The sequence below is a fragment of the Psychrobacter pygoscelis genome, assembly GCF_004335015.1.
GTDB lineage: Bacteria > Pseudomonadota > Gammaproteobacteria > Pseudomonadales > Moraxellaceae > Psychrobacter > Psychrobacter pygoscelis.
On the sequence record NZ_RQRU01000001.1, the window covers coordinates 1,099,989 to 1,123,922 of the forward strand.

The 23,934-nt window shown below is 45.2% G+C and carries 19 protein-coding genes; 6 read left to right on the forward strand and 13 right to left on the reverse strand.

Features of this window, described 5'->3' with window-relative positions; genetic code table 11:
* Positions 1–394: 394 nt before the first annotated feature.
* Positions 395–1,636: an EcsC family protein gene (locus EGV92_RS04310; protein WP_131667952.1), complete on the reverse strand. Its 1,242-nt coding sequence runs from the start codon at positions 1,634–1,636 to the stop codon at positions 395–397.
* 681 nt (positions 1,637–2,317) lie between these two features.
* Between EGV92_RS04310 and EGV92_RS04315 the strand changes: the two genes are divergently transcribed.
* Positions 2,318–3,613: a beta-ketoacyl synthase N-terminal-like domain-containing protein gene (locus EGV92_RS04315; RefSeq protein WP_131667953.1), complete on the forward strand. Its 1,296-nt coding sequence runs from the start codon at positions 2,318–2,320 to the stop codon at positions 3,611–3,613.
* A 6-nt stretch (positions 3,614–3,619) separates the two neighbouring features.
* Positions 3,620–5,239 carry an anthranilate synthase component I family protein gene (locus EGV92_RS04320; protein ID WP_242678596.1) on the forward strand — a complete coding sequence of 540 codons (1,620 nt, stop codon included), beginning with the start codon at positions 3,620–3,622 and terminating at the stop codon, positions 5,237–5,239.
* 126 nt (positions 5,240–5,365) lie between these two features.
* On the opposite strand, the gene hisC is transcribed toward EGV92_RS04320, so the two are convergent.
* The 8 genes from hisC to EGV92_RS04360 form a co-directional block, all read right to left on the reverse strand.
* Positions 5,366–6,469 (reverse strand): histidinol-phosphate transaminase, encoded by a 1,104-nt coding sequence (gene hisC, locus EGV92_RS04325; RefSeq protein ID WP_131667954.1) that lies wholly within the window; start codon positions 6,467–6,469, stop codon positions 5,366–5,368.
* 285 nt (positions 6,470–6,754) lie between these two features.
* Positions 6,755–8,047 (reverse strand): histidinol dehydrogenase, encoded by a 1,293-nt coding sequence (gene hisD / locus EGV92_RS04330; RefSeq protein ID WP_131667955.1) that lies wholly within the window; start codon positions 8,045–8,047, stop codon positions 6,755–6,757.
* Between the two features lie 253 nt (positions 8,048–8,300).
* Positions 8,301–8,981, reverse strand: coding sequence for an ATP phosphoribosyltransferase (gene hisG / locus EGV92_RS04335; RefSeq protein ID WP_131667956.1), 681 nt, complete (start codon positions 8,979–8,981; stop codon positions 8,301–8,303).
* Positions 8,982–9,133: 152 nt separating this feature from the next.
* A complete protein-coding gene (murA, locus tag EGV92_RS04340; RefSeq protein WP_131667957.1) occupies positions 9,134–10,402 on the reverse strand; it encodes a UDP-N-acetylglucosamine 1-carboxyvinyltransferase in 1,269 nt (422 codons plus the stop codon).
* A 101-nt stretch (positions 10,403–10,503) separates the two neighbouring features.
* Positions 10,504–10,755 carry a BolA family protein gene (locus EGV92_RS04345; RefSeq protein WP_131667958.1) on the reverse strand — a complete coding sequence of 84 codons (252 nt, stop codon included), beginning with the start codon at positions 10,753–10,755 and terminating at the stop codon, positions 10,504–10,506.
* 391 nt (positions 10,756–11,146) lie between these two features.
* Positions 11,147–12,130 (reverse strand): alpha/beta hydrolase, encoded by a 984-nt coding sequence (locus tag EGV92_RS04350; RefSeq protein ID WP_131667959.1) that lies wholly within the window; start codon positions 12,128–12,130, stop codon positions 11,147–11,149.
* A 164-nt stretch (positions 12,131–12,294) separates the two neighbouring features.
* Positions 12,295–13,299 (reverse strand): BON domain-containing protein, encoded by a 1,005-nt coding sequence (locus EGV92_RS04355; RefSeq protein WP_242678597.1) that lies wholly within the window; start codon positions 13,297–13,299, stop codon positions 12,295–12,297.
* Positions 13,300–13,859: 560 nt separating this feature from the next.
* Complete coding sequence (locus EGV92_RS04360; protein WP_131667960.1) at positions 13,860–14,267, reverse strand: YraN family protein; 408 nt, start codon at positions 14,265–14,267, stop codon at positions 13,860–13,862.
* Positions 14,268–14,592: 325 nt separating this feature from the next.
* Here EGV92_RS04360 and rsmI point away from each other — a divergent pair, with 325 nt between their 5' ends.
* From rsmI to EGV92_RS04380, 4 genes are all read left to right on the forward strand, one after another.
* The gene (gene rsmI / locus EGV92_RS04365) at positions 14,593–15,438 is read left to right on the forward strand and encodes a 16S rRNA (cytidine(1402)-2'-O)-methyltransferase (RefSeq protein WP_131667961.1); all 846 of its coding nucleotides are present in this window, start codon (positions 14,593–14,595) and stop codon (positions 15,436–15,438) included.
* 191 nt (positions 15,439–15,629) lie between these two features.
* Positions 15,630–16,643, forward strand: coding sequence for an adenosine kinase (locus EGV92_RS04370; RefSeq protein WP_131667962.1), 1,014 nt, complete (start codon positions 15,630–15,632; stop codon positions 16,641–16,643).
* 117 nt (positions 16,644–16,760) lie between these two features.
* On the forward strand, positions 16,761–17,414 hold the full coding sequence (locus EGV92_RS04375) for a potassium channel family protein (RefSeq protein ID WP_131667963.1): 654 nt from the start codon (positions 16,761–16,763) through the stop codon (positions 17,412–17,414).
* Positions 17,415–17,535: 121 nt separating this feature from the next.
* A complete protein-coding gene (locus EGV92_RS04380; RefSeq protein ID WP_165525558.1) occupies positions 17,536–18,858 on the forward strand; it encodes a TrkH family potassium uptake protein in 1,323 nt (440 codons plus the stop codon).
* Positions 18,859–18,974: 116 nt separating this feature from the next.
* Here the strand turns inward: EGV92_RS04380 and EGV92_RS04385 are convergent, their stop codons facing one another.
* The 4 genes from EGV92_RS04385 to kduI all read right to left on the reverse strand — a co-directional run bounded on the left by EGV92_RS04385 (position 18,975) and on the right by kduI (position 23,664).
* A complete protein-coding gene (locus EGV92_RS04385) occupies positions 18,975–20,300 on the reverse strand; it encodes an O-acetylhomoserine aminocarboxypropyltransferase/cysteine synthase family protein (RefSeq protein ID WP_131667965.1) in 1,326 nt (441 codons plus the stop codon).
* Positions 20,301–20,675: 375 nt separating this feature from the next.
* The gene (gene nfuA, locus EGV92_RS04390) at positions 20,676–21,323 is read right to left on the reverse strand and encodes a Fe-S biogenesis protein NfuA (protein WP_131667966.1); all 648 of its coding nucleotides are present in this window, start codon (positions 21,321–21,323) and stop codon (positions 20,676–20,678) included.
* A gap of 384 nt (positions 21,324–21,707) precedes the next feature.
* A complete protein-coding gene (locus tag EGV92_RS04395) occupies positions 21,708–22,280 on the reverse strand; it encodes a TBP-associated factor 9 domain-containing protein (protein WP_131667967.1) in 573 nt (190 codons plus the stop codon).
* 484 nt (positions 22,281–22,764) lie between these two features.
* A complete protein-coding gene (gene kduI, locus EGV92_RS04400) occupies positions 22,765–23,664 on the reverse strand; it encodes a 5-dehydro-4-deoxy-D-glucuronate isomerase (RefSeq protein ID WP_131667968.1) in 900 nt (299 codons plus the stop codon).
* Positions 23,665–23,934 lie beyond the last annotated feature (270 nt).

Genomic DNA, 23,934 nt, shown 5'->3' on the forward strand with positions numbered 1-23,934 from the left:
TATACCAGACGCACCCATTTTTAGGACACTATATTATAAAGATAAGTTGGCAATAATTCAACCGTAAAGCGCCAATACAGCTTTACAATTCAAAAAATTTATGCAGTCTGCTTAATCAAGCTATTTTTAAACGTCTAAATAGTTCACTTTTATCAAAATCTAGCAGCCGCTTCTACGTTACTGAGGAGTCTATTGAAGGCCACAAAATAAGAACGCTTTAAGGAAAATTCAAGAAGGCAAGCAATTTATACCGGCTATAGAATCACCCTAAAGAGTAGCTGTGAAACCTTTAGTAACACTAAGCGTCAATCACCCAAAGGCATTGACGCTGTTAAAGGTCACTTTGCGTATTGGTCAGCTTAGCTTGATTGTTATCAAACCACGCTCTACCGTCTTACTTTGCCTTTACCTTATCATCTTCTGCGTCGGCTGAGGCAGTCTTAGCGTCTTTATTGGCCTCTACTTTATCCGTAGCATCACCCTCATCGCTATTTGGACTTAACTTTTCGGCAGCCTTATCGATTGCAGATTTTTTATCACCGTCTTGAGCATTGTCTTGCGGCTCACTACTCGAGTCATCTTTGGCTTGGTCAGCTTGGTGCTGACTAGAATCATCGCTAGACTTTTTGTTCAACTTCTCTGATTTATCAGAACCCTCTGAGTCACTTTTTACTTCACTTTCTTGATCAGTACTGCTAGAGAGCAATCGGTTAGCAAGCTTGGCATCTGGTGCAAAAGTAGCTTGAGCAACGCCAATTACTTCTTCGATTAGGTGGCTGTTGTAATGCATGCCAACAGCGACCGAGGTGACAGGAAGTAGCTTAGTCATCCAGCTAAGGTTAACGTGGTCGATATCAATATTAAACTGTTGAGCAATTTTATCGATTTGCTCAGCATAATGACTTACATTTTGATGCTGCAAGCCAACGTTTTTAAGCTCATTTCTTAAGCCTTGGTTATCAGCTTTATCTAGTAGGCCCTTTGCTACGCCTAGACCCGCTAGCAATGCCTGCTTTTCTTGCATTTTGCTAAGGTCAGCGCTTGAGAGTAGCTCGTAAGCCATCTTGATACCTTGCTTACCGGTCAGTGGCTGGTCATATACTGCGGCGATTTGATACACCGTACGTAAGGAGACAAGCAGTAACCACAAAGTATCAGCAAGCATACCTGGTAGACCGGCCAGACCAGTTACACCGCCAAGGGTAGCTAAAGCGCGGTTTTGATTAGCGATATCTGTCGCTAGCGCGTAACGCTGTTCATTGTCTAATGACTTAACCCCTGCTAGGCGATTCTCCTCAGGTAGATCTAGCTGGCTCCAGCTGGCTGCAAGCTTAGCGATCTGAGCAAAAGCACTGTCCATCGCCTTGCTAAACATACTGTCAGGGACGACCTTTTTGGCATACTTGCCGTACGTCGCAAAGCGTGGACCAAGGAGCTGCTGCGACGCTTTTAGCGTCTGCTCACGAAGCAAATCGTTTTTGGGTGTCTTATTTTCTAAATCCACCGCTTTAAATTGCTTGGGCTTTCCTGACTTGGCATTGACACTGTCAATAAATGAGCCTAGACGTTCTAGATTATTGCGAGTCATCTTGCCAGCAGTACCAAGACCTTTTGAAAGTGCGCTGCGTTTTGCCATATTTAAGTCCTTATTGTTATGCATGGGTATTAAGATAATGGATTGATTGCCATAAAAAAGAAAGGAAGGTAGCTATAATGCTAATAGAAGTTCTAGACCATTTCAGCTTTGAGTTAGCATTTTTGATTTAGCAATTTAGCATTGAAGTCTTTATAGGTTAAGTCAAAATAGGTTGAGTCAAATAATCCTCGTAATAAGATGATTTTCAAGCCAATCCGTAATCAATAATTATTGATACACCATACACCCAAAAGTGATTATCAAAATCATCCAATACTGCCTGTTGACCTAATCTTTAAGTCTGTTGGTCAATCATTCTTAACAGCCAAACTCTTAACAGCCCACTGCTCTTACGACAAAAAGCTACCAACTACCAATCACTATTGGCAAGCATTCCTAATATAGATTAGCATAATATCCTTAACCCCATAGTGTCAGTGCAAACAATGTTATCAGTGTTTTTAGCTTTGTATCTAAATTTAAACTTACTTCATAATCCGCCTGACTATCCTCACCCTAAGTGCATCAAAACAGTCAGTTAATCGTTGATAAGGATAAACGCCGTCATCATGGTAGCTCTTCAGGTTATTAACAAAAATCAATGTATTTGTAACGCGCTAATCTTATACTGGTCATTCTCGACCTACCAACAGCTTAATATTGATTTAAAGGAATTATAATATGCGCCGAGTCGTCATCACTGGAGCCGGTATAGTCTCATGTATCGGTAATGATTTAGCAGTCGTTTCAGAGGCGCTTAAGCAAGGCCGCTCCGGAATACGTTTTAACCCAAACTATGCAGATCATGGCTTTAAGTCTCAAATTAGCGGTAGTATCGATAAAGCAAGCCTTGATACCAGCGGCATCGATCGTAAGCTAAAGCGATTTTTAAGTGATGCCGGAATCTTTGGTTATGTCAGCGCTTTAGCCGCTATTGAGCATGCCAATCTAACGATTGAGGCTGTTGGTAACAACCCCCGCGTGGGCGTAGTCGCGGGATCAGGTGGCGCCTCTACTCACGATGTCGCCACCGCAGTCGCTGCTATGCAAGATAAAGGTCTGCGCGGTGTTGGCGCTATGGCCGTTCCTAAGACGATGAGTAGCTCGGTATCAGCAGCGCTCGCTACCGGACTAAAGATTAAAGGCGCTTCCTACTCACTATCCTCTGCCTGCGCGACCTCTACGCACTGTATCGGTCATGCGATGGAGCTGATTCAGCTGGGTAAACTTGATATGGTCATCGCTGGCGGAGGTGAAGCCGAGGACTGGACGCAGTCCTGCATGTTTGACGCGATGGGGGCCATGAGTACGCAATATAATGAGACGCCTACTCAGGCCTCACGTCCATATGATAAAGACCGAGATGGTTTTGTCATTGCTGGCGGCGGCGCTATGGTCGTGGTAGAAAGCTTAGAGCATGCGCAGAAGCGTGGAGCGCCTATCTTGGCCGAGATAGTCGGCTACGGTGCAAGCTCTGATGGTGCGCAGATGGTCGCGCCAAGTGGCGACGGCGCTCTGCGCTGCATGCAGCAAGCACTGAATCAATCAGGGCTACTAAGCGTTGACTACATTAACACTCATGGTACTAGCACGCCACTCGGTGATATCACTGAGCTTAACGCTATTGCTGCGCTATTTGCCGATGCCCATCAGACTCCATATCAATCTGAATTTGAAAATATTAATATTCCCTCGCGTGCAGTGGTTAACACTGAATTGCCACCAATCAGCTCGACCAAATCGATGACAGGACACAGTCTTGGCGCTGTAGGGGCACAAGAGCTAATCTACTGTCTACTGATGATGCAACAAGGATTTATCGCGCCCAGTATCAATATTGAGCAATTGGACCCAGCAGCGAGTGGCTTTGATATCGTCACTCAAACTCGTGAAGCTAATCTGCATACTATTATGAGCAACAGCTTTGGCTTTGGTGGTACCAATGCCGCATTAATTATCAAAAAATTTGAGGCATAAAGTTAGATGAGCGAGTGTGGTAGCAGTACTGGTTTGAACCGTTTAGATAGTACAGAGATGGACAATTATTGGCAGTTTGGCGGTATGGAAGCCCCTGAGCTTATCAGGCTTTTACTAAAGGCATTGCCAGAGATGCTATCAGAAGCATCAACCGCGAGATTGCCAACAAATGGCTCCGAGCTATATTGGCACATTTGTTGGTTAAATAACGATGGCGCGCCAGTCATTGGCCTATTGCCTAAAGCCAGTTGGTCAGCCTATCCCCTCTCGCCTAAAGCTACCAATACTACGCCTCTTCTACATATAGTAGCGACCGAACGCAACGCTAGTGGCTATAGTGCGTGTGTTGAAAAAACCTTAAGTACAGAATCATGGCAACAAGAGCTGATTGCGTATACCCAGACTAATGATGCTCAGCATTCCTCTATCACTAATTGTGATACAGATTCGACCTCATCGCAGTACATTAATGGGCTGATAGGCTTTATTGGTTACGATATCGCCGCGCAGCAGTTAAGCCCTAAATCAGACATTGCTAATGCCGATCAGCCCTATGCTTACTTAGGGCATTATGACATTACGCTGCAAGCGCGTGCTGAGGGTTGGCAGCTGATCACCCAAGAAGATACCGACGCCACTATTATTGATAGCATTAAGCAATGCTTAGATAGTATCGATAATCAGCTGTCTTTGCCTGCACCAGAATCATTACCTTACCTTGCTTCACCACCCGCGTTACACCTGCAACCGGACTGGGACTATCCAGACTATCAATATGCTTTTGCTCGAACGCAGCAGTACCTTAACCAAGGAGACTGCTATCAGATTAACCTGACGCAAGCGTGGCGAGGTTATCTAACCAATAATCACGCCTGCCATCCGCGCTCGCTTAACCGCCCCAATCTTCAATTAATAGACTACCTGCCTGCCCTACACGCCAATACGCAGGCTCCTTTTGCAGGTTATCTACATTTGGCTGATTTTGAGCTGCTTAGCTGCTCCCCTGAACTATTCTTCGTATTTGAAAGCTCATTAGAAGGCAAACAACAAATCCGTACCAAACCTATTAAAGGCACGAGACCACGAGGCCACAATGTAGAAGAAGATAATGCGCTAAAGACCGAGCTGGCCAACAGTGATAAGGACCGTGCTGAAAACGTGATGATAGTGGACTTATTACGCAATGACTTGGGAAAATATGCGCAGACGGGTAGCGTTAAAGTACCTAAACTCTTCGCCATTGAGAGCTTTAGCAATGTCCATCATATGGTAAGTACCATTACCGCGACTATCCGCGAGGAGGTTCACCCCCTGACTATGCTGTTTGACAGCTTGCCTGCTGGCTCAATTACCGGAACGCCCAAAAAGCGTGCAGTAGAGATTATCGCCGAGCTTGAAAGCACAGCTCGCGGCGCATACTGCGGCACGATGGGTTATATGAATTTTGATGGCTCGGGGCAGTGGAATGTGCTGATTCGCACTTTACAGGCTAACAGTAGCGGTCAAGTGAGCTTGTGGGCAGGTGGCGGCATCACTGTAAGCTCGGACTGCGCGGCAGAATATCAAGAATGCCTTGATAAGGTAGGTAATCTACTGGGAGTATTGGCAGCAGCGCAACCAAAATAAAACCGACTGTCTAAAACTAGGGCCTATAAACAGTCGGTAATAATCGCATCAAAGCTAACTATATTGACTTAGATAAATCACATTGACTTAAACAAATCGTATCGCCTTAGCTAAAATGACTGCGCCCTACTCTTGCATCTCTTGTAACGCTGAGATTAATCGCTGGGTCTGTGCTTCAGTACCGACAGTAATTCGCAAGTACTCATTGATTCGCGGTGCATTAAAGTGGCGCACAATAATGCCCTTCTCACGCAGATTCGCTGCTATCTCAGCAGCATTGCCATCTTTAGGGCGTGCGAACACAAAGTTAGCATGCGATGGTAGCACCTCAAACCCTAGTCCAACTAGACCTTTAGTCATCGCTTCACGCAGCTCAATAATCTTAGCGCAAACCTGCTCAAAGTACTCAGTATCTTGTAGGCATGCCGTCGCACCCGCTTGCGCTAACTTATCAAGAGGATAGCTATTAAAGCTATTCTTCATCCGCGTTAATGCTGCTATCAATGAGACATTACCAAAGGCCATACCGACACGTAGCCCTGCCAATGAGCGAGACTTAGAAAACGTCTGAGTGACCAATAAGTTATCAAAATCGTTGATTAAGCTTACCGCCGAAACTTGAGCACCATTATCAGCGCGGGCAAAGTCGATATAGGCTTCATCGATAACAATCACCGCGTTGGGATGCTCACTAGCAAGCTTGCTAACAGCGTCAAGGGATAATAACAGTCCTGTCGGTGCATTAGGATTAGCAATAATAACCCCACTACAAGGACGGCGGTAATCATCTGTATCTATACTAAAATCTTCGCTTAACGGAATCTGCACCATCTCAATCCCGAAAGTCTCAGCATAAACAGGGTAGAAGCTATAGCTAATATCGGGGGCTAACAGCGGCCGCTCTTTCAAAAAAAAGCAGGCAAATACCAACGCCAGTACTTCATCTGAGCCGTTACCTACAAAGACTTGCTCAGGCTGCACTTGGTAAGTCTCTGCCAAAGACTGCTTTAAATTATTAGACTCAGGCATAGGGTACAAGCGTAGCCCTGTCGCTTGCTCAGCCAGCTCAGCAGCAATCGCCTCAGCCACCTTCACAGAGGGTGGAAATGGATTTTCATTCGTGTTTAGCTTACATAGGTTATCATGCCGAGGCTGCTCACCGGGGGTATAAGGCATGAGGTTTCGGGCTTTGGTGGACCACAATCTAGTATCGATCTTATACTCACTCATTAGGGCTTCCGCTTTGCTATATCACAGTTAAATCAAGAATAGTCGTACACTCTAGAGTATTCAATTGATAGGGTAAAGATAATCAATGAATTCTATCATGGCACAAATGCACTGGCGACAATAACGCTCTAAAATACCACCGTCAGCGTCTTTTACACGACAACTGGCGTCGCTTATTACTGACTGCACTAACAGTTACCACCGTACCCCTATTTTAATAACGATACGGTTCATAGCATCACTATTAATAATGATAAAGGCTCTAATAAGAGCATAAATACCAAATTAGCTACGGTAGCGAGCCGATCGAGCATGCGCCTCTAAGTCTTCACGCTGCGCTAAAATATCTGCGGTCTGAGCCAAAGGCTTACTGCCTGACTCACTACAGTAAATAAGCGAAGATTTCTTTTGAAAATCATAAACACCTAAGGGTGATGAGAACCTTGCCGTACCTGAAGTTGGTAGCACATGGTTAGGACCAGCACAGTAGTCACCAATTGCCTCAGGGGTATGGCGTCCCATAAAGATTGCCCCTGCATGACGAATGTCATTTACCACACTATCAGGGTCATCCATAGACAACTCTAGATGCTCAGGAGCGACACGGTTGATCACTGCTATACCCTCACTACGGTCCTTGACTAATATAAGCGCACCGCGATTTTGCAGCGCTTGACGGGCAATGTCAGCCTTAGGCAATATTGCTAAAGCCTTTTCAATCTCGGCAGCGACAGCATCAAGCTGCGCCTGTGAAGTAGTGACAAATATAGCTTGAGCTACGCTATCATGCTCTGCTTGCGACAATAAATCCATCGCTAGCCAGTCGGCACGATCTGCCGCTTCGCCTTCAGCGTAGACCAACACCTCAGATGGACCAGCGATCATATCGATACCGACTTGACCAAATACCGCACGCTTGGCAGCGGCGACGTATTTATTGCCAGGACCGGTAACCTTATCCACTTGAGGAATACTTTGGGTGCCATAAGCCAATGCCGCTACAGCCTGAGCTCCGCCAATGGTAAAAACGCGATCGACTTTAGCGAGGTGGGCTGCGGCGAGGACCAGTGGGTTTAACTCACCTTTGGGCGCTGGCACAACCATAATGACTTCACGCACGCCAGCGACTTTAGCGGGAATAGCATTCATCAAAACAGACGACGGATAAGAGGCCAAACCACCGGGAACATAGATACCAACTCTATCAAGCGGAGTGACTTTTTGGCCAAGACGATTGCCCAGCTCATCTGTATAGTCCCAAGTCTCTTGCACTTGACGTTTATGAAAATCTTCAACACGGGTAGCCGCTGTGGTTAGTGCTTCTTTGACATCGGTATCTAGCTCTGTAAAAGCTTTTGCTAGTGCTTCTTGGGTCAACTCTAGCTCTGCCATCGACTGGGCCGGATGCTGATCAAACTTTTGCGTCAGCGCTAGCACAGCCTCATCACCACTGCTGCGAACTTGGGCGATAATATCATCAACAGTGGTGAGCAGGTCTTTATCATTGACGGTCTCAAAAGCGAGCAACTGGGCAAGTTGGCTATCAAAATCGGCATCGGTGCTGGTTAGGGTGCGCATGAAGTATCCTTTACAAGTGCTAGATGATGACTATGGTATAACTATAAATCGGCATTTTAATAACTAATTTAACTAGCAGCTAGCTAATTAGCAACTAAACCAGATCACTAAAATGACGCTTATATGGAATATAGGAGAGGATAAAACGACTGAAACCAGTGTATCACGCAAGACTAAAATCTTATGCGACGCACTGGTTTAAATTATCAATCATGGTGATAGATTTTATGCTTCAAGCGTGGTTGTACAATGTTTAGGTGCTACTCGACGCTATAGTCTCTTTGAAGCTTGCAAGTATCGGCTCAAGCAGCGCAAACTTACGCTTGTAGCTAACCTGATTGACGATAAGGCGTGATGACACGTCACAAATATGCTCAAGTGGCTCAAGACCATTGGCACGTAGCGTATTACCCGTATCGACCACATCGACGATTAAATCACCAAGACCGACGAGCGGTGCAAGCTCCATTGAGCCATAAAGCTTAATTACATCGACCTGTTGACCTTGGCTGGCGAAGTAAGCGCGCGCAACGTTAACGTATTTGGTAGCGACGCGTAGTCGACGGCTGGGCAAGCTGGCCCCCTTAATACCTGCGGTCATTAGCTTGCATTGAGCTATCTGTAAATCCAGTAGTTCATAGACATGGCTAGCGCTATGCTCAAGCAGTACATCCTTTCCTGCTACCCCAAAATCAGCGGCACCATGCTCGACGTAGGTGGGCACGTCGCTGGCGCGCAGAATAAGTACGCGAACATCAGGATGCGAAGTCGGGAAGATGAGCTTACGCGAAGCTTCGACGTCCTCTAGCAATTCAATGCCAGCTGCTTTGAGCAGCGGTAAGGTCTCTTTTAAGATACGTCCCTTAGATAGGGCTAAAGTAAGGCCGTTGTACTCGCTATCAGCTTGGTTGAGCAGCTCATTAGATTGGATCATAGTAAGGTCTATTATTTTATTTTGTTAGTAAGTGGTATTCGCTTGAGGTAGATTAGCGCCCACCTCAACGCGACGATATATAAATATAGTAGCGAATCGCAGGGCCGGCTGCATCCGCTCACACCTTTAGTTTTACTATTTAATGGTCGCTATTAATCTTTGCTATTAATGCGCTCGATATTGACACCTAAACCACGCAGCTTACTTTCAACATCTTCATAGCCACGGTCAATGTGGTAGATACGGTCAATAAGGCTTTCGCCCTCAGCCGCCGCCGCTGCCATTACTAGTGACATAGAAGCTCTAAGGTCGGTCGCCATCACTGGCGCAGCGGTAAACTTCTCGACGCCTTTGATAATCGCCGTGTGACCATCCACCTTGATATTGGCACCAAGGCGCTTTAGCTCTGGGACGTGCATATAGCGATTTTCAAAGATATTTTCGATAATAGTGCTAGTACCATTTGCCAAGCAGCAAATCGCCATAAGCTGGGCTTGCATATCAGTAGGAAACCCTGGGTGTGGCTGGGTGCGGATATCGACAGGCTGCGGGCGACCGGTAATCTGCGCGCGAATCCAATCATCCCCAGTCGTAACGGTAGCGCCCATCGCTTGGAACTTCTTAAGTACCGGCTGCAATAAGGCAGGGTCTGTCTTTTTGGTGAGGACATCACCACTGGTCATCAGTGCGCCAGCAAGATAAGAGCCCGTCTCAATGCGATCAGGAACGACAGAATACTCACAGCCGTGCAGCTCATCAACCCCTTCAATAACGAGATTGGCCGTACCGATGCCTTTGATCTTAGCGCCCATCTTGACCAGCATATTGGCAAGGTCAACGACTTCTGGCTCACGCGCGCAGTTCTCCAGCCTAGTAGTACCTTTGGCCAAAGCCGCGGCCATAATGACATTTTCGGTACCACCAACGGTAACCATATCAAAACTAAACTCACAGCCGATAAGCTTACCGCCTTTAGGCGCGCGAGCTTTTACGTAGCCATTTTCGACAATAATCTCAGCGCCCATCGCTTCAAAGGCCTTAAGATGCTGATCTACAGGACGTGAGCCAATCGCACAGCCACCTGGCAATGAGACTTCAGCCTCACCGAAGCGTGCTAGCAAAGGCCCTAGTACCAAAATAGAGGCGCGCATGGTCTTGACCAAGTCATAGGGGGCATAGAAGCTGTCAATAGTTTTGGTATTACAAGTGACGGTATCGCCTTCTTTACTAATGACGATGCCCATGCCTGATATAAGCTTGATTAGGGTACGAACGTCTTGTAAAGAGGGCACATTATGTAATGTGGTTGGCGTCTTAGCCAATATCATGGCAGCGAGTAATGGCAAAGCGGCATTTTTGGCGCCAGAGATGGTGACTTCACCCGCAATGCGGCTTTCACCAGTAATTAAAAATTGTTCCATAGGGGGTATCCAAAGGCTAACTGAGGTTTAGACTGAGCAGCAAGATCAAGTGCTGCTCAATATTACTAGGTGGGGCGATGCTAAGCTGAGGCGGTTCATTATTAGCCAGCTTGCTGTGCCTCCCACTCCGCTGGTGTCAGCGCTTGAATATTTAAGGCGTGGATGTCACCGCTAGCAATCTTTTCATTAACTAGCGCATAAATGGCCTGCTGACGCTGTACGCTGCGTTTGCCTTCAAAGCTGGCATCTACAACGCGAACGTCAAATTTGTTACCTTGGTTAGCAGCTTGAATAAAGGCTTTTGGAAAGTGTGGCTTAAGAAAGGCGATTAAATCGTCAGCGTTCATACTCATGGGGGTTACCTGTGATAATTAGCAATTTGCTATGTAATAAATCCTAGCGTTAAAAAACGCTAGGGCTTGTCCTTAATTAGCTTATGAAACTTAAAATGAGATAGATTTTGTCAATCAAAGGAAATCTTGTAGAGAATATGAACATATTGTCTAGAAATTTGCAAATATTGGCTCAGTTAATAAAAGCTATCGCCATTTTAAGTCCATTAAACGTTAGTTTTGGTAAAGCAGGACAGGCCCTAATAATACTGATAAAACTTCAGTAGCTAGAAGTCATTTCATGAAAAATAAGTTTAATAGGGAGTAATTATACCAAGACTTAGGCCAGCCGTCTTGTGAAGCTTAACGGATCGACTTTAACAACAGGTCTATCAGCTGATTTAGAGCAAATTTACTTTAAGGCCTTAGTTAAATAGCTAAGTACTTGCTCTCGTACATCATTAAGGCCACGGAGCGGCGTCGCCATAGCACCAATACTGGTCGCGTGATTGGCATTTTTAATGATGCCTGTCGTCACCTTGGCGTTAGCAGCTTTCAATGCGGCGACCATTTTTTTGCTATTCATATCATGGACAATGTCATCGTTTTCGGCGGTCAATAATAAATACTCAGGCTGAGCGCCTTTGATTAAATTATCCGGCATGATGCTCTCGGGCTGGCCGTCTTTTGGAAAAGCAGCTCGGCTGTCATACTTACGAAAGTCATAACTATAAGGACCTGCAATACCAACGACCACTTTGACATCGGTCGGCTTCAAGCCAAAGGGCGCTAAGAAATCACTATTGGAGACAGCAGCGACTGCATTAAAAGCCCCTGCTGACTGCCCGACAACGGCCATCAGCTCGGGACTGGCATAGAATTTATCAGCGTTTTTGTAAGTCCATGCAATCGCTTGCGCCGTATCTTCTACAAAGGCGGGATAAACAAAGTCAGGTGCTTTTCGGTAGTTAATCACCGCAGTGACATAACCAGCTTGTGCGAAGCTCTGACCTACAAAAGCATACTGGTCTTTATTACCACTCTCCCACGATCCGCCATGAACAAATACCACCAGTGGATACCGCTCATCGATAGTCTTGCCCTTACGGATCGCATGAGCAAGCGCCTTAGGATAGTAGATATCGAGATTCTGTAACGCGCCAGTGCCATAGCTGATGTTTTTTGAGACACCCACGCCGCCATCCGGTGTTATAGCATTAACCAAGTCCAACGAAGATATAGCAAAAGCCTGCCGACTAAAAAGCAAAGCTGCTATAACTCCTGCTGCAACTACAGCAGGCAACGCCAATCCGCTATCCGTAGGACGCAGATATTTAGGCCGCTTATTACTGGCGAGCTGCTGAATGACCTTAATAATTCGCGTATTCACTTCCATGTTGTGACCCATTCTCTACGGTGATTAAGGAGTAGCTTTACCCCTCCTGATACTCAAAGGGAGCAGCAGCCAATCACCTAAGCTACTGAGAGACCAAAGCCATTACCGCGCTATCTTTAATCCCTTATTACTGAACCACTGAACACTAAATCTTAGCTGGTCGCTTAATTGATGACTTGGTCGCGGTACAGGTCAATATAAGGACTGGTCCCTGGTGGCACATCAACAGCACTACTGCTGCTTGAGTTACGCACGCCTGAATTGACAGGTACAGGATTAACAGGTACTGGGTTAATAGGCGCTGACGAATAGTTCACTGCGGCAGGCTGCTCGCTCGGCGTACCACCATGATTAAGCACTTGGCTATGTTGTGCCTGATTGCCCGCATCCGTATTTGGAGTATCAATGGTCGGTGCCTCAAGATTGCTTTCATGCATAACGTCTTGATCGGTTAATACCTGCCCATTATCGTTGAGCAGTGTCGTCAGCAGCACCAACTCAGTAATACCGACCGTCTGATTAGCAATATCGATAAGATGACTTTGCTGAGTCGGGGTCATTCGGCCCATAATATATAGCACACCATTGTCAGTCACTGCCTTGACCTGAGAGGATTTTACCCCATTACTGGCCAATACTTTGGCCATAAACTTAGAGGTAATATAGCCATCTTGTAGCGTTGAGCTATATCCACGATTGGGGGCTACCTTTAGCTCGTCATAGACCTGCCGAACATCAGGCATAGAGCTTACAATCGCTGCAACTTGCGATTTAAGTGCTTCAGTGGGGACCTCGCCTGTCAATAGGACGTCGCTATAGAAGCTATCGACACTAAGGCGGCTGGTCTCGGATAGATTTGGGTCTAATGCCTTAATGTTGACACTGGCCGTATGCTCAATACTGCGGTCTAACAAGCGCTGCGATATAGTGCGCTCTGTGACAGGGACGCCATAATTGGTCGGATAGCTTGGCTGATTCGATTGTGTGGTTGCGGGCGTCTGTCCGACGGGCAACGATGCACAGCTTGTCAGCAATACGCTAGCCAACAACCCGGCCATAGCTGAGCCATAAAATGGCAAATTTAGTGACTTATTTTGCTCAATAAGCTTATTTAGCTTAATCTGCTGTAATAATGTGACTGGTATATTTAGCGATGGCTTCTTTAACATGGTCACCCTACTCTTGATAGATTGGCAATTGATCGATAAGTTTGCGATTGTAGCGGCCAACTCAAAAAATTAACCCTAACGTTGTAACACATGCCTCTTAATCAATGTCTCTTAACTACAGTCAATTCTAAATAACATAGCGTCATTGTCTTATGCTGCAAAGCTGCTACAAATTCTTCTAGCTTGCTACGGGTACGCCGATAGAGGCTGCCAAAAATCATCCCAGTACCGCTGCATCGTCGTTTATAAAGAACTTACTGTTTGGCTATTATGAAGATGGCATTAGCATTAAGCCTATCATAGCGAGAAAATGTCTCTACTGATAGTCTATAATCAGTCCAATTTAGATGTGCCACAAAGTCGTTGGGATGAATTTGCGCCCACCTCAGTTATATCACGATGTCTAGCCCGTCAAGTTGTACCAACTACTGTTTGGCGTGCCAGTTTTAACTAGGAGTGACTATACACTGCACACTGCGGCTTGCGTGTATAAATAGTCGCCAATGATCATGGTATAAAACTATCATGGTGACACAAGCAAGCTTAATAAGATAAAGGCCTTATGACCATGCCGACGCTAGAAATGCTCCCGCTAGCCAGTCCGGTGGCGACTGCTCATCACAGAAGGCCACCACGTCAAATCGACATTCACAAGTGGCAAACTTTGGGTGCTGCCGCAAGAAGTGACTGGCAGCTTTGATAATCTTGCGCTGCTTGCTCAGTGTCACACTGGTAAAAGCATCGCCAAAGTTGCCTTGTTTGCGCTGGCGAACCTCGACGAATACTAGCGTATCCCAACTATCCCCAGAGTCTAGCATGACCAAGTCCAACTCGCCCACTCTAGCCGCTAGCCAGTTTTGCGCGATTAAAGTAAGCCCTTGTAGTTGCAGATATTCTAGGGCTAACTGCTCAAATCGGCTACCTTGGCGCTGCTTAGGTGAGGTCAAGCTCAGCGAATCTTGGGTCATAATAGTTTTGCCTATAATGCTTGCCTATGATGAGTGCTATTAAAGAGTATTGGCAGTGATAAGCCATGCTACTTACGATTTATATCTAATCATTGTTTATATCTGAGAAATCGCTATTATTTAATGGGAAAGCATTGCAGGCATACTAATTATTATAATGACTATCTTTTATTACTCAATCTGATGGTTATCTTTTATAATAAGCACTTAATGGCCCTTAACACGCCCGCTAGTAAAGAATCATCACCGAATTATTCTAGCACATCATGATACACTAGCTTGTTACGTCATTTAGCCACTCATTCCAATCGTTATTGAGGCCCTCATGTCCATCCCTGCCTGCTTATATGTCATCGCCACCCCTATTGGCAATCTTGATGACATGACGCCCCGTGCTATCAATACTCTAAAAGCAGTCGATATTATCGCCTGTGAGGACACTAGAACCTCAGGTAAATTACTAAACCACTTTAATATTGATACTAAAACTTGGGCCTATCACGAGCACAATAGCGAAGTGCAAACCCCTAAAATTATCGAAATGATTGAAAATGGTCACCCTATAGCGTTGATCAGCGATGCCGGTACTCCGCTAGTGAGCGACCCTGGCTTTCAGCTGGTGCAAGCCGCCCATCAGTCAGGGGTCACCGTCATACCTGTCGCTGGTGTAAGCGCCGTTATCGCAGCTTTATCTGTCGCGGGATTGCCCTCAGATCGATTTAGCTTTTTGGGGTTTTTACCTGCAAAAACGCATGGCCGACAAAAGCAGCTTGAAGACTTAAAATCGCGATTAGAAACTTTAATATTCTATGAAGCCCCGCACCGTATTGCCGCTTGCCTAGCCGATATGAGCGCAATCTTTGGCGCAGATCGTCCCGTTACTTATTGCCGCGAGCTGACTAAAACCTTTGAGACCGTGCGAAAGACCACCTTAGGTGAGCTTTATGATTTTGTACAAAGCGATCCTAATCAGCAAAAAGGCGAGATTGTGTTGGTCGTTGGCGGAAATTTGCAATCTGATTATGATGATTTAGAGCAACACGATGGCCTACTATTGCGCCTATTAGAGGACTTGTCGGTCAAAAAAGCAGCGGCTCTGGCCTCAGATATTACCGGTGTTAAGAAAAACGCCTTATATCAGCGCCTATTGACACTACAAGAGCAGCTTTAACAGTCAATAACAACCACTATTAACAGCTTATAATAAACTGATTATAAATTGCGTTATAGAATTAAAATCTTGAATAAAAAGATAGTGAGAGGTTAATACCTTAGTTGCTATTTTTGTGATAGATTTTGCCTAAAATAACTTTTTATTAGCCTACACTACGATTAATTATAGATTTAATTTGGAGCAACCGCATGTATGACGTTATGGCCATTGGCAATGCCTTAGTCGATCACGAGTATCTACTTTCAGAAACACACCTGAGTCAAACAGGTCTTGAAAAAGGCAATATGTCACTGGCCAGTCTAGAGGAGCAACAGACCCTATTAGACTATCTAAGTAGCGCTGAAATTGAACCTTCAAAGCTCGCTGGGGGCGGCTCGGCAGCCAATGCGATGTTTACCTTTGCCAGTCTTGGCGGTAAGGCTTTTTATGCCTGCCGAGTGGGCGATGATGAACAAGGTCATTTTTATCTACAAGACTTGCACAAGTCTGGTGTGGCTACCTCCAAGCAATCTATCCATACAGGCGGCGTCACTGGCTCATGTGTAGTGGCCATCACCCCCGACGCTGAGCGTACGATGCAGACCTACCTAGGCACCTCAAGCGATATCTGTGAAGAGAACATTAACCTTGAGGCCTTAAGCCAAACGAGCTGGCTGTATTTAGAAGGCTATCTCGCCATGTCAGAGAACCTACAGCCTGCGGTTACCAAGCTACGTCAACAAGCCGGTATTCACAATGTCAATATTGCTTTAAGCTTTGCAGACCCTGCTGTCGTTAAGTTTGCCAAAGAAGGTCTGCTAAATATGATTGGCAATGGCGTGGCAGTGATATTCTGTAATAGTGAAGAGGCAAAATTATTCACTGGCAAAAAACAGCTTAAAGCAGCAGCACGCGCCCTGACTGAGTTTTGCCAAACCGCAGTCGTTACCGATGGGGCGAATGGTGCGGTTATTGCTAACCAGCATGAAGGCAGTATTGAGATTCATGAGGTAACCACCCCCAAGGTTATTGATGTCATTGATACCAATGGTGCTGGTGATAACTACTCTGGTGCTTTTTTATATGCTTTAGCTCAGCACTACACCTTACCTGAGTGTGGCCGACTTGCCAGTGAAGTGGCCAGTCAGGTAATTCAGCAGATGGGCCCTCGCCTTGAAGCGCGGCAGTATCAAGACATATCTCGCCGAGTTTTGGCCGGATAATAAACGCGGCACAAGTGCCGATAGACTAAGATATGCAAGTGCCTAAGCATCTACTAACCGATCAAAAAATAGATCGATAAATGGAGTAATAGGCCGCATCCCTACTGAGGATAAACTATGCAGTTTGCTGTAATTGGATTGGGCGTATTTGGCCGCGCTTGTGCTTTTGAGCTGCAGCGCCAAGGCAATGAAGTCCTAGGTATCGATATGGATGATCGTGAGGTCAGCAAGGTAAGCGGCGAGCTAAGTCACGCTGTCATTGCTGATGCAACGGATAAAGAAACCATCAAGGAGCTTAATTTAAGTCAGTTTGACGGTATTATGGTTAGTATCGGTGATAATCTAGAAGCCAGCCTACTGTGTACGCTAAACCTCATTAATCTGCCCGCCAAAAATCTGTGGGTCAAAGCGAAGACTGACGCCCATCATGCCATCCTTGATAGTTTGGGAATTGAGAATATCATCCATCCTGAACAAGATATGGGTATCCGAATTGCTCAAGCGATGAACTATCCCATGATGAAGCAGTATCTGGCGCTAGGCGGTGAAGAGTACCTAGTACGTATTGACGTTCATCCAAACTTTACACCGCAGACCATTGCCAAGATTCGAAACTCTCATCCCACCACTTCATTAGTGTTACTTATCCACCAAGGAGAGATGATCCGTGTCTTTAATGATGACCGGGCCGTCCAACCTGGTGACAGGCTGGTGTTTATTGGTCGCCTTGAAGATTTAAAAAGATTGGCGAAATACTTCCGCCGACACTAACTCAGCTAATAATGATATCGACATTTAAATTGTCTGCTGTCAATTTTTGCTTTTAACATTAGTTTATTGGTGCCACCTTCAAATGGCTCTGGTTTAGGTACTTTAATGTAGGTAGTGCATGATGAACGTTCGCAAACGGCTGTTAATGTCTCCACCCGTAATCCTAGCCCTAGGATTTATAGTTCTAATAACCTCTGGCAGCTGCCTTCTAAAACTACCTGGTGCTACCTTCGATAATATTACTTGGATGCAGGCCGCATTTACAGCGACGTCAGCGGTTACGGTGACGGGGCTGAGTATCGTTGACACCGCGAATTTTACTCGCTTTGGTCAGTTGGTGATCGCCTTTCTTATTCAGTTTGGCGGGCTAGGTTTTATGACTTTTGCCGTGCTAGCCTTTTTTAGTCTTCAGCGCCGCCTTAATATTCCTAGTCAGATGATCGCCCGCGAAGCGTTCGCCGAGACCAGCTTTGGTAATATTTTTGATACGGCAAAGGCTGTGATGATGATCTCATTGACGGTCGAATCTATCGGCTTCGTAGCCCTGACAATGGCCTTTTGGCCACATATGAGCAGTCAGGAGGCCATCTACCACGGGTTTTTTTATACTATCTCGGCATTCAATAATGCTGGCTTTGCCTTAACTGCTGATAGCTTAGCACCTTACGTGAGTTATGCGAGCATTAATATTATTATTACCGCGCTTATTATCACTGGCGGCTTAGGTTTTTTGGTCATTAAAGACTTAGCCGAGCATCGTAGCTGGCGCAAGATTAGCGTCAATACCAAGATGGTATTGGTGGCTACTACGCTATTGAATATAATCGCATTTATTCTATTCTGGCTTCTTGAGCGGCATAATCCAGAAACCCTAGGTCAGCTAGGATTGGGCGATCAAATCATAGCTGCATGGTTCCAAGCGATTACTCCCAGAACCGCAGGCTTCAATACTATCCCCATTGATCAGCTTACTGACGCCAGTAGCTTGCTGACGATGTTTTTAATGTTTATCGGCGGCGGCTCACTATCGACGGCCAGTGGCATCAAGCTTGGGACCTTCGTCATCCTTATCCTCACCACCTTGGCATTTTTGCGTCAACGCAATCATGTCACTGTCTTTGAGCGGCGCATTCCAGAGCGCCAAGTGAGAAAGGCCTTAGCGCTCATCAGTATCACTATGATACTTATCTTTTTGAGCGTGTTTATCTTAGCGGTGATCGAACCTAACCACTCTCTCGAAGACGTGTTATTTGAAGTTGTCTCAGCGCTTAGTACTGTGGGGCTCAGCCGTGGCCTTACCTCTGAGCTGAGTCCGGCCGGTGAGGTGGTCATCATGTTTATGATGTTTGCTGGTCGTGTCGGTCCCCTCACGTTGGCCTATTTAATCGCTATGCCTAAGGCAACACGGATCAGCTATCCCGAGACCAATGTATTGGTAGGCTAACTCGGCTTAAGCCAAAATAGCACGTAATAAAAAGCCCCTGTCATAACGGATAGGGGCTTTTGTATGCTAGAATTTAAAACTATAAGCAAGTTAAAACGCTCGAAGCTGAGATGACATTAGGCCTTAGCTAGCGCTTGCTCAAGGTCTGCCTTGATATCATCGATGTGCTCAATACCAATAGACAGGCGGACCATATCTTCAGACACACCCGCCTGCTCTAGCTCTTGGCCATTCAGCTGTCGATGCGTTGTCGTTGCCGGATGACAAGCTAACGACTTGGCATCACCAATGTTCACTAGTCGTGTTACCAGATTTAGCGCATCAATGAAGCGCGCCCCAGCTTCACGGCCACCCCCTTCACCACCACTTCGGACACCAAAAGTTAAGATAGCAGACGGTGTGCCCTTCATGTATTTTTGTGCCAAAGCATGCTCTGGATGGTCTGGTAGCCCGGCATATTTAACCCAAGCAACCTTGTCATGACCTTTGAGATACTCAGCCACCGCTTGAGCATTCTGAACATGGCGCTCCATACGTAGGCTGAGCGTCTCCATCCCTTGCAAGATACTAAAGGCATTGAGCGGGCTAAGCGCTGCACCAGTATTACGTAGCGGAGCCACACGGGCACGAGCGATAAAGGCAGCAGCGCCCACGTCTTTGACGAAGTTGACACCGTGATAACTGGCATCAGGCTCGTTTAATAACGGGAAGCGCTCTGGATAATCGCCCCAAGGGAACTTACCACTATCGACGATTGCGCCACCAATGGAAGTACCCGTACCACTCATATACTTGGTCAATGAATGCACCACAATATCAGCGCCAAAGTCAAACGGACGACACAATGCTGGTGTGGCCACGGTATTATCAATCACTACTGGCACACCGTACTCATGGGCAATATCACTTAGTGCTTGAATATCCACGATATTCCCTAGCGGGTTGCCGATACTCTCAGCATAAACCATCTTGGTCTTGTCATCGATCAGGTCACGAATTGACTCAGGGTTTTTGTGATCAAAGAAGCGCACTTCAACACCTTGGCGCGGTAGCGTATGGGCAAAGAAGTTATACGTACCACCATATAAAGTAGAAACGGCAACGATATTATCACCAGCTTCACAGACCGTCTGCACCGTATAGGTAATCGCGGCCATGCCTGAAGCAACGGCCAGCGCCCCGATTCCCCCTTCTAGCGCGGCAACGCGCTCTTCAAGCACTGCATTGGTCGGGTTCATAATACGCGTATAGATATTGCCTTGGACCTTAAGGTCGAACAAATCTGCACCATGTTGAGTATCATCAAAGGCATACGAGCTAGTGTGATAAATGGGGACGGCAACCGCCTTGGTCGTCGGCTCCACGCTATAACCAGCATGGATAGCAAGGGTCTCTAGGCGGTGGTTACTATTTGGACTTTGCTCGATGTTTTGGTCGCTCATATCGTCTCCTAGTAGAGTGAAAAATCAATAATAGACTAAGGCGTGTTCGCAATTAACGACCCTAGCATGTAATGGGGCGGCAATACTGGCTATAGCCTAGATTAACAGAGCCACTCGGCGAAAGTCTCTAGACAGTAAGCTCATATTCTCTGCAAAATTTTCACCGATTGGCAAAATTCTATCTCATTTTTAGTCTTGTGCTGCAATTGCGGACACACCCTAGCAAATTTATGCAAATAAAAAAGCCGAGTTATCACTCATGATAACCCAGCTCTTATATGAATATAATGACTTATTGTTCAGACTAAAATTATTATTGGTAATAACAGTCATGACAATTTAGGCCATCTTAACTACCAATCGCAACCAGCATACTTATTGATAATAAGCATTTTCAGTGCGCGAATGATCGGTTTCATCAACCACTTGCATCAGCTCAGGCACTTGCTGCTTTAGCTGAACTTCCACACCTTGACGCAGCGTCATATCTACTGCTGAGCAGCCTTGGCAACCACCACCGAACTTCAATACAGCAGTCAACCCTGCTTCATCGTCAATCAGCTCCATAAGCTGAACATTACCCCCGTGTGAGGCGAGTCCAGGATTAATCTCAGATTGTAGTACATAGTTGATGCGCTCTTCGACACTAGCATCTTCACCCACTTTTGGAATCTTCGAATTTGGTGCACGGAAAGTTAGCTGACCACCAAAGCGATCTTTGTTGTAATCAATGACCGCATCTTCCAAATATGGCACTGATGCCGCATCAATAAAGGCAGTAAAGTGCTCGTAATGTAGCTGTAAGTCCGCGGCATCTTCTTCGCCCGGTTGGTTGTATGCCATACAACATTCAGCGCGCGGTGTGCCAGGATGCTCAACAAAGATACGAACGCCGATACCATCGGTTTCTTGCTTAGCCAATAATTCTGCTAAGTAAACTTGGGCAGATTCAGTAATAGTGATATTGCTTTTGATATCCGTTTGTTCAATATCTAAGGCAGAGGTTTGGTTATTGTCAGTCATAAGATGACCTCACTTATTAACAATTGGGGAGTTAAACTGAATGGACGCGATGTTCAGAGAGACTATAAGGAATATATAGTCTCATTATGGCGCTGATTGAAAAATAATCAAGGTGCAAGGCTAGCGAGCGTAGAAGAAGTGGCCATATATTAATGTCTTATAAATTTGCCCTCATCCCTTGAGGGTTAATTAAGTCAAAGACCTTACCTCTAGGCATTATCATTTAGCCCAGATTTCATGCTACTTAACCTATCTTTACTATTTTGATTAACAAGGTGCTTTGATTGAATACTAAACCATCAATCATAGTCAAAGTGAAGCGAGTAGTCCCTAGCTACTAACCCAGTAAACCAAAGACTATAGTCTAGACCTAACAAGACGTATCTATTCTGTCATCTCTTCAGGGTCATACACATTGGTTGTGGCTTCAAATAGCTCTAAATCGTACAAATCAGGATAAATATCAGCAATTATATCCAGATGCTGTTGGTTCGCTATTCGCATGAGAAACCACTTCCCATCATCCTCAAAAGCCACCATGTTCCCTTGCATCACGATGCCCATGCCGTCATTCATCATATCTAACTTGGTTGGAATAATAAGATAGTCACGGCCAATCTCTGACTGACGAACTTTGGCATTATCTAAGTCTACTAGATAAGTAAACACCATATCTTCTGACATACCGGCAAACACCTGCTGCGACTGAGCCATCATCAACTGTTTGATATCGTCTACAGACATACCGGTGCTCTCGGCAAAGTAGTCATAGACTTTCGATGGCATCATCGCAAAGATAGGGGCAAAATCCATCCTTTCCATACTATCAACGATGAGCTGTACTTTATCTTCGATAATAGCTCTGTCCTGCGGGTCATAGGCAGTCGCTGACATGCTCGCTAGCATGGTAGAAATAGACAATAGCGCGATACTTAAAGATTTAAACAATGTATTCATATTTTGGTCTTTTTAAAGAGTTATAAAATCTAGCAGTTGGTCTGCTCAGATTTATTCTGGATTTATTGAAAAGTTATTGCTAGTCCTTGATATTTATTCGCTCCTTCCAGCTTATTATCAACTTTTTACTTACTGTCCTATACCTTTTACACTTCATTGGATTTTAAATTTAGCTAATATAGCTTATTAGTAATTTTCACTAATTTTATTTTTCTTTACTGCCCAGCTTTTAAATATAATCATTGGGTTTGGTTTAACAAGCTATTAAACGAAAAACCCGCATAAAAAGTCTCGGGTTTCTCGCTATAGCCAATCGTATTTAAAGCTGGTATATAAAGCAGTAGCTGGTACAAGTTTACTGGCTAGAAGTCATAAGACGACTGAAGCGAGGGTAAATTCATCCCAACAACTTTGTGGCAAACCTAAAATAGATTGACTATATTACACGGCAACAGTCATTGTAAAATACTAATTGTTCAATGACTTACTCAAGTTCTTGCTTGGTCTTTTCATCCACATCTGTATAGTCAAGGTTCTCGCCAGCCATGCCCCAAATGAAGCTATAGTTGCTGGTACCTGCCCCAGCATGAATGGACCATTCAGGTGAGATAATGCCTTGCTGATTATGTACCCAAATGTTCTGTGTTTTATCAGCCTCACCCATGAAATGAGCAATGGAGCCATCTTCGGGAAGATTAAAGTAGAAATAAGCCTCCATTCGACGACCATGCGTGTGCGGCGGCATAGTATTCCAGACGCTACCTTTCTTCAGCTCTGTTAGCCCCATTGTCAGTTGCGATGTCTCAACATTGTCTTTAGAGATATACTTAGTGATTAGCCGTGCATTAGCCGCCTCCATACTGCCAGCTTCCTCAGTTGGGGCTTCTGCCTTGGTTATTTTTTTAGTTGGATGCGAGGCGTGAGAGGTTGCTGAATTAAAATAGAATAAGGCCGGATCGCTACTGGATGCAGAATAAAAAGTGACTTCTTCATTGCCGCGACCAATATATAGAGCATCTTGATTGTTTAAGTCGTATCTTTTATTACCGACAGTAATGACGCCTTTACCACCGATATTGATGACGCCTACCTCTCTATGCTCAGTAAAATTAGACGACTTAATCGGTTCAATCGGCTCTAGCTTAAGCGCTTGATTGACAGGCTTGGCACCGCCCATAATCATCCGATCGTGCATGGTATAGACCATGTTGACTTCATCATCCTCAAATAGCTTTTGTACTAAGTACTCTGAACGCAGGCGCTCGGTATCATAGCTTTGCGCATCGATAGGGTTGGTCGCGTAGCGCACTTCATAATTGGTATCGGCTTGCGCGAAAGTAGCTACAGATAGTAGCAATGTAGATAAAATAATCGTCCTTCTCATAATATCGCCCTTAAGGATTAGTTGAGTTAAGTGGGATTAAGTTAAATAAGTGAGATTAAGTTAAAGGTAGGTTAAGTTAAGTACAATCAAAAACTAAAGGTCAATTGAATAAAATTTTAGTTAAATAAGAGTTATTTATATTAAAGGCAAGTTATATTAAATTGAATAAAGCTAACTGATAATCAGCTGATAAACTTTACTATAACCCATAGGCGTAAAAATTATGTTAAATATCAATTAAAACCACCAAAAGAGATAGAGTCTAAAAAA